The following is a 12,401-nucleotide window of genomic DNA, read 5'->3' on the forward strand; positions in this document are numbered from 1 at the left end:
AAATATTACTTAGAATTTAGCTTTTATCAATTCCCCTTGAGTATTAACTGCTTCATTGAGAATTTGTATTTATAACTTAAACAGCAGCTTCTTTCTGTAGCGAACTATAATTAAACTTTTAAAAAAGTAGGTGTTTTTTAACTCAAATTAAGCTCAAATATAAGTTAAAAGTAATGTTTGCTTCAGATTTTTCCTATTTTTGTAGCTTGAACCTTTCATAAGGTTACTAAATTGCCAGTAAGAAGGAATCAAATACTAATCTTTTTCCGCCTGCTGTTTTTTTCGGCACCGTTTGGGGAAACATAGGCATAAATCTTCCTGTTATGGGCTAGTTTGCATGAAATTCTCTCTCGCCACTCAAAAGAACTATCGCTACTGTTGGACTATTTTTCCTGCTAGTTTTTATGTCTGCTGTGGTGCAGTCTCAGCGCAAATAGTCCCCGACGGTACTTTGCCCAACAATACGCAGGTGCTAAACAACGGTGACCTAATCGAGATTACTGGTGGCACAACCGCAGGCAGTAATTTGTTTCATAGCTTTAGCCAGTTTTCTATACCTACAGACCATACTGCTTTGTTTAATAACGCGGTAACTATCGAGAATATTATCAGTCGCGTAACTGGTAGTTCGATCTCAGAAATTGACGGCTTGATTCAAGCTAACGGCACTGCCAACCTGTTTCTAATTAATCCTAACGGTATCATCTTTGGCGAAAATGCAGCCTTAGATTTGGGTGGTTCATTTATCGGCAGCACTGCTGCAAGTATTAAGTTTGCTGATGATAGTGAGTTTAATGCCGTTAATCCTCAAGCATCGCCTTTACTAACGGTCAATATTCCTATTGGTTTACAGTACGGTGCAGATAGCGGCAATATTATCGTACAGGGAAGCGGTCACAACGCTTTCTTAGATTACAATACTTTTACGGTCAACCGATTTGAACGTAGCTTAGGTTTAGCGGTAGCCGAAGGCAAGACTTTGGGGTTAGGGGGTCACAATATCTTCCTTGAAGGAGGCAATCTTACTGCTGCGGGGGGCAATATCGAACTGGGAAGTATTGCCGAAGCAGAAACAGTTAAGCTAATCGGCAACGAATCTGGCTGGAGCTTTGACTATAGTGAGATAGATCTTAAGACAGGGGAGATTACTCTTAAGGATGCAGCATCAATTGATGTTAGCGGTGCAGGTAGTGGCAATGTTAACCTACAGGGTGATGTCGTCAGTCTGACTGATGGCTCGGCCATTTTTGCCGAAACTGAGGGAGATGTTGCGGGAGGATTGACTCAGATCGAGGCTAATCAGCTAAATATCATTGGGACTGACCCCGATCTTTTATTGCCTAGCTCAATTTGGAGCGATGTCTATCTTGATGCTACAGGTAATGGGGGAGATGTGCTGATTGAAACGGATAGTTTGTTATTGGAAGGTGGGGGACAGGTTAACGTTAATACCTTTAGTTTTGGTAATGCAGGAACATTAACCGTTAATGCTAAAGATATTAAAGTCATCGGTGGATCAGATGGTGGCGACTTTATTAGTGCTTTATCTGCTCAGGCTGATATTTTCCTGACCGGTAGGGGTGGAGATATTCTGCTGAAAACCGACAATTTATTGATTAGCGATGGAGCGCAGGTAAGTATCGGCACCTTCGGAGAGGGAGATGCAGGAAATTTAACGATCCAAGCTAAAGATATCAACTTAACTGGTACTTCAGAATTTTTTTCTGGTGGTTTGTTTGCTTCCACTGTGGGAGAAGGTAATGGGGGAACTTTAAGTATAAAAACTGACACTCTGTCGATCGGTGATGGCGCACAGATTGCCACAACTGCTTTTTCCTCTGGAGATGCAGGAAAGCTAGATATTACGGCAAATGACCTTGAAATTGTCGGTAATTTTAAAATTTTCCCCAGCGGTATATTTGCCTCCACCCAAGCACGAGGAAATGGCGGTAATTTGACCATAAACACTGATTCTTTATTTGTTGCCCATGGCGCACAGATCAATGTAGGTACTTTTGGTAGCTATGGAGACGCAGGAAAGCTGGATATTACAGCCAAAACAGTTAAATTAGTTGGCAGTTCTGAGTTTGGGGCAAGCGGGATTTTTGGCAATGCCGTGGTTGGTACGGGAAACGGAGGCAATATCAACTTGAATAGCGATCGCCTTTCGATTCAAGACGGTGCAACTATCAACGTGAGTAATTTTCGCAGTCGAGGCGAAGATAGCGGAGATGGAGTAGCAGGCAGCATCAATATTACGGCTAATTCATTAAAATTAGATAGTTCCGATCCCGAATCATCTAGCAGCATTACCGCTTCGACTAGTAATGGTGGTGGGGGCAATATCAACCTCAATATTGCTGGCAATATTGCTCTAAATAATAACAGCGAAGTTAGTGCCATAACGATGGGAAACGCTAAAGGAGGTGACATCACCGTCAATGCTAACAATTTTTTGATTGATCGAAGTCGAGTTGCGGTTAATAGTTCTCAACTGGGAGATGCGGGCAATATTGAGATTATGGTTAACAATCTCAATGTCAATCGCGGATCGATCAATGCTACTTCTCTTCGCACAGGTGGTGGAAATATAACTTTATCAACCGACTTGCTCTTTTTGAAAAATACTAGTCCGATTAGTACCAGCGTCTTTGATAGTACTGGTGGTGGAGGTGATATCACAATTAATAGTAATTATGTCATCGCCAGAGACAACAGCGATATTCGCGCCAATGCCTTTAGAGGAGATGGCGGAAACATTAACATTACCACCAACGTTATTTTACTTACCCGCGATGTAGATATTGATGCCTCTTCAGAATTTGGTTTGGATGGCGTAGTAGAAATTAACAGTCTCGATAATCAAGATCGCTTTGAATTTAGCAAACTACCAGAAAATGTGACCGATCCTGCTTCTCTGATTGTTTCTTTTTGTACAAGAGATCCAAAAGAGACTTTTATCGCTACAGGGAAAGGCGGAATAGCCGAAAATCCGGGGGAAAATTTGCAGGGAGAAGCAGTCTGGGAAGACTTCCGCGATCTAGCTAGTGTCTCATCCGCTACTGCCGCACCTAATATCCTAGAAGCAAAAGCCTGGAATATTAATGCCAATGGCAATGTTGAATTATTAAGTTATGTACCTCAAGATCTTGAGGCAATGTTTAATCACTGTCAAGAATAGCTCATAACGCCGAGGTCGAGATTAAGTATACCCCTCATCCAGACTATTTACGCCCCTCTTTGCCCAGTGACTTCTTACCTCCTGTCAGTCGTTGGATAACTTTGGGCGGCGTATTTTTGAGTACCGCCGTCGGTGCAGTGGTAGTTTTGGCTGCCGTTACTCCCTATCGGGCGACGATTAAAGCGACTGGCAAAATTCGTCCAGAAGGTGGAGTCAGGGTGATTCAGTCGGCGATCGCTGGAAAAGTTAAAAGTATTACCGTCAAGAATTATCAGACAGTTCAAACGGGAGATATTATTGCCTATTTGAATGATGCTCAATTACTTATTCAACAACGCCAGCTACAGACAAATAAGCAGCAAAATCTCAGACAGCTAACTCAACTTGAAGCCCAGATAGCAGCGGTTGAACGCAAGCTAATAGCTGAAACCAAGCGCATCAATAGCACCATCAACTCTGCTCGCGCCGAACTAAAACAGCAACAACGCCAACATCAAGATCGGCAAATTACCGCCCAAGCAGAAGTCAAAGAAGCCAAGGCAGCCTTAAACTTTGCCCAAGATGAATATAGCCGATATCGACAATTAGTCAATACGGGAGCAACTTCGAGCCTCCAACTCAAGGAAAAAGAAGCTGCATTAGAAACTGCCGTTGCCAGATTGGACAAAATAAAAACGGCTCTCAATCCTAGCCTGTCTGCAATCGAGATTGCTCAACAGGGCATCGCACAAGAACAGGCTGAAAGAGAAGCTGCGATCGCCAGCCTGACGGGAGAACAAGAACAATTAATCCAGCAGCAAACGCAAGTAGAACAAAGCCTGAGTCAAAATAGAGAGGGATTAGAACAAGTAGCTTTTCAACTAGAAAACACGGCTATTCGTACCCCCATAACAGGAACGATTCAACAACTAAATCTGCGTAATAGTTCCCAAGTATTGCAACCTGGGGATCTGGTGGCGCAAATTATTCCCAATGATGCTTTTCTAACTGTAAAAGCTTTGGTAGCCCCGCAGCATATTGAAAAAATTGAGTTGGGGCAAACCGCACTGATGCGGATCTCGGCTTGTCCCTATCCCGACTATGGTGTGCTGGCTGGTAAAGTTACTGCCTTGTCTCCCGATAGCCAAATTGAAGCTAATCGTGCTGCTAACTACGAGGTAATTGTTCAGCCTCATGACACATTTTTAAACGGCAAAAAAGGTAAGTGTCAAATTAAAGCAGGTATGGAAAGCCAGGTAGATATTGTTCTTAGAGAAGAAACAGTTCTAACTCTTCTACTACGTAAAGCCAGATTACTAGTTGATTAGCGATCGCATTTAACTATTTAAACTACGTAATCCTGATACTGCTCAATTCTTTTTAAACCATCAGGATGTCCGGCAAATTCCACTTGTCCCGCCTCGAGCAATACAACCCAATCAGATTTAACAATAACGCGGGGTCGATGGCTGATCGAGATAGTTGTTTTCCCGTGTCTAGCCGCTAGAAGTTGACTCAAAACTAAGTTTTCAGTCGTAGGATCGAGAGCGTTAGTCGCCTCATCTAAAATCAGCACTGGCGGATCGCCAACAATCGCCCTCGCTAAGGCTAACCTTTGTCTTTGCCCCCCAGAAATATTTGCCCCAAACTCGCCTAAGATGGTGTTGTACTTATCTGGTAATTCACTAATAAATTCATCGGCAACGGCAATTTGACAAGCCCGAACAATGTCTTCAAAGCTAACATGGGGATTACTCCAGCGAAAGTTATCCACAATAGTACGACTCCAAAAAAAGGCTTCTTGTGGCACTAAAACAACTTGCGATCGCAAACATTCTATGGCCAGATCTTGGAGATTATATTTACCCAGGCGAATATTGCCCGACTCAGGAGGATAAAGTCCAGCTAATAGTTTTATGAGAGTGCTTTTGCCACAGCCAGACTGACCGATAATCGTGGTTACCTTGCCTCCAGGAATGGTTAAAGAAAAATTTTCAAACAAATTATAGTTACCAGGATGAGCAAAGACCAGATTAGCGCAGCTTAGATCTTCCTCTCCAGATATCTCTGCCCAATGATAGTCTTTGTCATCAGCAATCTCGGCAGGAGTATTGATTACTTCGGCCAAACGTTCGGCAGCAATTCTAGCTAAAGCAAATTCTTCGATCCAACTGACAAGATAAATTCCTAGATTAATTACATTGGTGTTGAGGCTATTAAAAGCTACCAACTGACCCAGAGTTAGCTGCTGTTTAATTACCAAAGTCCCGCCATACCACAACACAAAAATCTTACCCAACCCCGAAAATAATCGAGAAGAAACTAGATTAACAATTCCCAGTTGAATCGTACTAAAGCTAAGACTGGAAAAGCGAGCAAAACGGTTTTGAGTCTCAGACCAAGCCTGGGGCGCGGCATTAGCAGCCTTGAGAGTCAACGCACCTTTAAAAGATTCCAATAAAAAACCTTGATTTTCCGCATCAGCCACAATTACCTGTCTCGTTTTTTGCTGCATTACGGGGAAAAATAAAATTGTCGTGACAAACATCAACACGACGATCGCTGCCACACTTGCTGTTAGCTGCCAACTATATAACAGCATCAGACCGAGAGAACAAGCTGCGGTAAATAACCAGACTGGAAGTTGCAGCAGAATTTGCGACAGCAACTGATTTAATTCTCGAATATCCTTTAAACGGCTAACCACCTCATTACTGCGATGGGTTTCATAATAATCTAGGGGTAAGCGTAAAATTTGCCGTCCAAACTCCAAGGCAATGCCTAATTCTAAACGTTGGCTAAAGTGGGTAATCAAAATAGCCTGTACCCACTCTAAAGCACTGGCAATCATCGTCATCACCGCCATGGCGATCGCAATTCGCACCAGCAGTTGACTATCTCCCCTAACTAAGACATCATCCGTCAAGATTTGAATTAAAATTGGTGTCGCCAGTAGCAACAGCCCAATAATTAAATTCAGCAGCAATGCCTCTAACAAAATTAAGCGATAGGGGCGCAAACTTTTAACCAGCTGCCAAATTCCCCCAATCTGGTCATCTTGAAGCTGAAAAAACGTTTCCTGTGGCTCTAACAGCAGCATTACGCCATTTTTCCAACCCTCTAACAGTTGTTGGAGACTCAGACGGCGTATACCAATCGCTGGATCGGCAATTATATATTGTTTTTGTTGCTTACCGTATAAGACTACCCAATGCTCACCTTTCCAATGAATAATCGCAGGTAAGGGAGCTTCATTTAACCGTTCAATTAGTTCATCTGTGGCGCGAACTGCATAAGCATCAAACCCGATCGCTTCTGCACCCTTATTTAACCCCAGCATATTTGTTCCTAACTGTCCCGTCCCCACTACCTGTCTAATATGACTCAGACTAAAATTACGTCCGTGGTGCTTAGCAATGGTTGCCAGACAAGCTGCTCCACAATCCTCTTCATTGTGTTGACGCACACATTTATATAACATCAATGATCTAAAGTGTTGAGCAATCTAGAAAATACGACTATTCAGTTTCACCAGTCAAAGCTACATCATTACTCAGGATAAAGCAATTCACGCAAAGTTTTACATAAGTTCATTAGGCGTTGCTAATTCATAATACGAAACCAATGATGATACTTTTTTTGGCTATTAGCTGCGCAAATCGAAGATTTGCCAGTCCTAAAGGATATATCGAAGTGTATCCCTTTAGGGACACCTTCGGATATCGTCGTAAGACTCGTCGGCTTTTGGGTAAGAATATTCTTACCCAAAACACGACGGGACGATCTGCCCTAAAGGATTAGTGCCTGGAGGCACGTCCGCGTACGCGCTGCGCTCTTAGCTTTTAGCTTTCGAAAATAGATTGAAGATCTCAATCCAATTGTTTATGTCTCACTTCAACAACGCCGTTTATTAGCATTGCCTTGTCTTAACCGTCTAAAAAATGGTTGTTTAAGCTTAATTTTGGGAATCATGGAATTAAAGCTATATTTCTCATCTAATAGAAGCTTGATTAATTAAAAAAGTTCTATGTCAACTTACTCGAATCAGCGAAAACCTAGACCAATCAGTTATTATTTCTTGTTGTTGTGTGCAGGAGCGATCGCCGAGTTAGTTATCAATATTGCTGCCAGCACAGTATTAATCCAGCCTAGTATCGCTGCTACCAACTCAGAATTATCATCTCAGGCAAATTTATTACCCGCAGGTCGATTGGCTTATCAGGCAGGAAGATATCAAGAGGCAAAAATACTATGGCAAAAAGCATACAGACAGTTTGTCGCAGCTGGTAACATCATTGCTCAAGCTCAAAGTCTCAATTATTTAGCTTTAACCTGCCACAAATTAGGGGAATGGCAACTTGCCGAACAATATCTGGCTCAAAGTCTTCAACTGCTCCCAAGGCATGATTCGGATGTAAACGGGCTAAAAATTACCGCCCAAACCTTAAATACTCAAGGCAGATTAGAGCTAGCCAAGGGCAAAACAGAGGCAGCTTTAGCAAGTTGGCAACAGGCAGCAGTAATTTATCAGCAAATTGGCGATGAAGAAGGATTATTAGGAGTTACAATCAACCAAATTCAAGCATGGCAGAGTTTTGGGCTATACCGTCGCGCACAGAAAAGATTAAAGCAGATTGCGCCTAAATTTGCCGCACAAAGCGACCTTAGTTTAAAAATTATCGGTCTACGCAGCCTGGGTACTGCCTTGAGAGTAACGGGAGATTTAGAAGCTGCATATAAGACGTTACACCAGAGTGTTACTTTGGCTCAAAAATTGAATTTACCTGAAGAAGCCAGTGCCTCACTTTTTAGTTTGGGTAACACCGCTGTATCTTTAAAAGATTATGAACCAGCAATTGACTTCTATCAACAGGCTGCTGCGCTCACGGCTCGACCGCTACTCAAGATAGAAGCACAGCTCAACCAGCTAAATCTATTTGTTTTGACTGCACAATGGCAACAGGCAGAAGATTTGCGTAATCAGATCCAAGCTGACCTAGCCAACTTGAGCGTCAATCCCAGTCGTAAAGTAGTCTATGCCCGCGTTAATCTAGCTAAACGTTCGATAGAGCTAAACGATCGCACTAAGAACCCCAAATATTTCAATCAAACTAAAGACTTATTACAAGTGGCAATGCAGCAGGCTCAAGAGCTAGAGGATCTCCAAGCAGAGTCCTATGCTTTGGGCGTACTGGGGCATCTCTATGAAAAAAATCAGCAGCCAGCAGAGGGCAGCAAATACACCAAACGCGCAGTCTATCTGGCTCAACAAATCAGCAATGATGATTTAACCTATCAGTGGCAATGGCAATTAGGCAGATTATATCGGACTTTAGATAATCATCAAGGTGCGATCGCTTCTTATAGTGAAGCCGTCAATGCTTTGGAATCGCTGCGGGGCGATTTAGTAGTAACCAATAGAGATGCTCAGTTTTCTTTCCGCAACAACATTGAACCTGTTTATCGCGATCTGGTCGATCTGTTACTTACTGTCAGAAACGGTCGTCCCGTCAGTCAAAGCTACTTATCACAGGCAAGACAAACTATTGAATATCTTCAGCTAGCCGAATTAAATGACTTCTTCCGAGAGGCTTGTATTGATGCTACCCCAACCAATATTGATCGCGTCGATCTTGAGGCTGCGGTGATCTATCCAATTATTTTAAGCGATCGCCTTGAGGTAGTAGTCAGCTTACCCGATAAATCTCTACGCCACTATACCCATGTCATTGCTCAAACAAAATTAGAATCGATTATCGAAAGGCTACGTCAAACTCTACAAATTAGAAGTCGTCGTCAATTTTATGCCCCAGCCCAAAAGCTTTATCGCTGGTTAATTACCCCTGTTTTAAAAGACTTAGCAGACAACAACATCAAAACTATTGTCTTTGTCCCCGACGGTACTTTTCGGAATATTCCTCTAGCTGCGCTTCATGATGGCAAGCAATATTTAATTGAACAATATAATGTCGCTCTGACTTCAGGACTACAGCTTCTTGCCCCTGTACCTCTTGAAGAAGTGAAACTCAGAACTCTGGCAGCGGGTATTACCCAACAAAGACGGGGTTTTTCGGCTTTGCAGTACGTCGATCGAGAATTAACTAATATTCAAAATCAAACTGACAGTAAGGTGTTGCGGGACGATCGCTTTACTCAAAAGATTCTGCGCGAAAATGTTGCCACTGACCAGTTTCGCATTGTTCATATTGCTACCCACGGCCAATTTAGCTCTAATCTAGAAGATACTTTTCTCCTTGCCTGGGATAGTAACATTGGCATTAAGGAACTCGAAAACATCCTCAAAAGTGTCGATCCCAAGCAAAAAAAAGCGATCGAGCTATTAGTCCTTAGTGCTTGCGAAACTGCATCAGGTGATAAGAGAGCTACTTTAGGTTTAGCAGGGATAGCAGTGCGGGCAGGAGCTAGAACTACTTTGGCTACTCTCTGGACAGTATATGATGAGTCTACCGCTATGACTATGAGTGATTTTTATCAGCAAATTACTCAACCACAACGATTAAATAAAGCTCATGCTCTACGCCAAGCTCAGTTAAGTCTACTCCACTCTCGCGATTTCAAACATCCCTACTATTGGGCGGCTTTTGTCATGCTGGGCAATTGGCTATAGATTGGGGATCGGCAATTACTGAGCTAATACTTCTCGTTTAACAAGTGTTGATTAATTACAGCGGCTTTTATCAGGCGACTTACCTGCGTAACTTACAAAACTAATTGGCTTGCGCAATCCCCGAAGCTAAGAGCTAAAAGCTAATAACCAATAACTAATAACTAAAAAGGGTTAACCGAGAAGTATTGATTACTGAGCTAAATTTCTGGCTTTAGCTACCTGACCAAAAAAGTCTAAATATTGTAAATGTCCCCCAGGAAAAACGAAATTTAAGGTTAGAGGATCTGTTGTATCTCCAGAGTCGCCTGGGCCTTGGATGACTTTAACTGCTTGAGGATCGCTATGGTCTAGCTTGAGTGCCTGACGGTTTTTGACCTCTCCGCCACTGCTGTCTACATAAATAACTACATTATCGGTATCAAACTCTCTACCCAAGGCTTGGATTAGTTCCAAAAATCCGCGATCGCTTCCGCCCCGCTTAAACTCAATCTGACCGTCTTTTTTTACTGCTTTGCTGGTTACCGTATCCCCTACCCCAACTATAGTTGGCATGATTTCAGTCGCAAAGTTGTCTCTAACTAATTTAAGCAAATCTTGCTGTTTACTAGGAGCTTCTCTGGCATTAAACTCTTTTCCTAAAGGATATTCACCAGTTTGTAAGTAATAGTAATGGTTGAGAATAACTAATACTCCCACTTCCTTAATTGCTCCCCGCAGCATAAACTGAAAGTCGGTAGTCCCCGAATCATTACCTTGGGCTGGCTGCATAATTTCTACTCCATGCTCATCTCTGCCTAAATTGGGAGCATAATGCACAAAAAAGGAATCTGCTAAACCCTGTTCTTTTGCTTCTTGCAGCAAACGATCTGTTAGTCTTTTCATTTCTTGTTGAAGCTCGGCATATAGCTCAGGGCGATCGCTAAATATTTCATGAAAAACGTTGAGATTTGCTGTAGGCGAGACTTGATTATCTAATACCGTCGCTTGGATATATTCTGCTAATTGAGCTTGGTTAAGACTATATTTCGGCTGCTGACCTAATTGTCGTAGATAATCGGCTACTTTATCTGGTATTGATTTTAAAAACGCCATTTCTGGATCACTTACCCCTGGATGCTCGACTTTGCCATAACAATCTTGCCACTGTACCCCCCCTCCAGCTAAACCTGGCAAATACATCCCTTGTTCACTGACTAAACTGTTACCATCCAAAGTTCGTTCAACAATACCGTTAACTCCTCGCTGACCTATATGTTCACCATTAGTTAAGACAAAAAAATGATTGCCCAAAGCTTTGACTGATTCGAGATATCGAGCTTCCATCACCCGCGTTAATGGGTCTTTGACCAACCCCATACATACACCGTCAAGGTCTTGAATAATTAGCATATTCTCTCGCTCAATCAGCATTTGACTGAGACTTTGATGATCTAAGGATAGCGATCGCGAGGACAGAGAAGCATCTTTAACAGTCATAATATTTAGTATGTTCCATGATTAATTACAGGTAGGCACACATAAAATTAATACCATTAATTCAACCGCACAGAATGAATTTTTATCCCGTCCTAGTCTATTTTATAGGAGCGTTTTTAGCAGGATTTTTATTACTTCAAAATCCTAATAACTCAATTGCTATTGCCGAAGTTACCGAAATCAGTCAGATCGAACAAAATGATGTCATTTACTTAGGAGAAAATCACGATAGTCTAGCCAATCACCAAGCGCAGTTAGAAATTATTACTCAACTGTATCAAAATCAAGCTAACTCTAATGCAGAATTAGCGATCGCCTTGGAGATGTTCCAGCGTCCATTTCAAGCCATATTAGATCGTTACGTTGAATCAAAAATCAGCGAGACGGAACTGATCGAACAGACTGAATATAACTCACGCTGGGGTTTTGACTGGAATTTTTATGCACCCATACTGCATTTTGCCCAAGACAAGCAAATTTCTTTAATTGCTTTAAATACTCCGACTGAAATTACTCGCAAGGTAGCCGAATTGGGACTAAACAGCCTTAAAGGAAACGACTTTCGCTATATTCCACCCCTAAAAGATATCAAGCTTAATAACAAAGCATATCGCCAAAGGTTGAGCGAAGTTTATCAACAGCATATTGAGTCGGGTCAAGGAAACAGCAATGATGCAGAGAATTTCTTTGCAGCACAGGTACTATGGGACGAAACTATGGCAGAAGAGATCGCCCTCTACTATCAAAACCATCCTCATGCACAGATAGCTGTTTTAGTTGGCAAAGCTCATATTATGAATGATTACGCTATTCCAGATCGCGTAGCCAGACGCATAAGTAACCCAGCATTTACGCAAATATCTCTCCAGTTAGGTGAAGCTGAATAGAAATTAGCAATTATTGCCTTGTTGTTGATGAGGCGATCGCTTTTAATAATTTACATCGTATTGCGCTTGGTTTATCGGCAATGGCTTTAACTCAGGTGAAGGAGATCTTGCTTCTGGAGGAACAAAACCTAACGGCAACAACGGTTTTACTTCTAGATATATGTGGCGCGAAGGTGGCAAAGCTACTGTGTATTTATATCACATGGATCAACCTGGAACTTATGGCGAAGACATCTTACTCAAAGGAGGA

General features: G+C 42.2%; 6 protein-coding genes. 4 read left to right on the forward strand and 2 right to left on the reverse strand.

Translation table 11 applies throughout. From position 1 onward, the window contains the following. The first annotated feature begins 337 nt into the window (after positions 1-337). On the forward strand, positions 338-3,181 hold the full coding sequence (locus V6C71_10300) for a filamentous hemagglutinin N-terminal domain-containing protein (protein HEY9768871.1): 2,844 nt from the start codon (positions 338-340) through the stop codon (positions 3,179-3,181). Positions 3,182-3,240: 59 nt separating this feature from the next. After that, positions 3,241-4,488 (forward strand): HlyD family efflux transporter periplasmic adaptor subunit, encoded by a 1,248-nt coding sequence (locus tag V6C71_10305; GenBank protein ID HEY9768872.1) that lies wholly within the window; start codon positions 3,241-3,243, stop codon positions 4,486-4,488. Positions 4,489-4,505: 17 nt separating this feature from the next. Here the strand turns inward: V6C71_10305 and V6C71_10310 are convergent, their stop codons facing one another. Further along, complete coding sequence (locus tag V6C71_10310; protein HEY9768873.1) at positions 4,506-6,641, reverse strand: peptidase domain-containing ABC transporter; 2,136 nt, start codon at positions 6,639-6,641, stop codon at positions 4,506-4,508. A 546-nt stretch (positions 6,642-7,187) separates the two neighbouring features. Between V6C71_10310 and V6C71_10315 the strand changes: the two genes are divergently transcribed. Continuing rightward, the gene (locus tag V6C71_10315) at positions 7,188-9,788 is read left to right on the forward strand and encodes a CHAT domain-containing protein (protein HEY9768874.1); all 2,601 of its coding nucleotides are present in this window, start codon (positions 7,188-7,190) and stop codon (positions 9,786-9,788) included. 189 nt (positions 9,789-9,977) lie between these two features. Here V6C71_10315 and stpA read toward each other — a convergent pair whose 3' ends face one another. Continuing rightward, entirely contained in the window at positions 9,978-11,264 is a 1,287-nt protein-coding gene (gene stpA / locus V6C71_10320; protein HEY9768875.1) for a glucosylglycerol 3-phosphatase, read from the reverse strand. Positions 11,265-11,338: 74 nt separating this feature from the next. Here stpA and V6C71_10325 point away from each other — a divergent pair, with 74 nt between their 5' ends. After that, positions 11,339-12,151 carry a ChaN family lipoprotein gene (locus V6C71_10325; GenBank protein ID HEY9768876.1) on the forward strand — a complete coding sequence of 271 codons (813 nt, stop codon included), beginning with the start codon at positions 11,339-11,341 and terminating at the stop codon, positions 12,149-12,151. Positions 12,152-12,401: the final 250 nt, after the last annotated feature.

Source organism: Coleofasciculaceae cyanobacterium (assembly GCA_036703275.1).
Classification (GTDB): Bacteria; Cyanobacteriota; Cyanobacteriia; order Cyanobacteriales; family Xenococcaceae; genus Waterburya.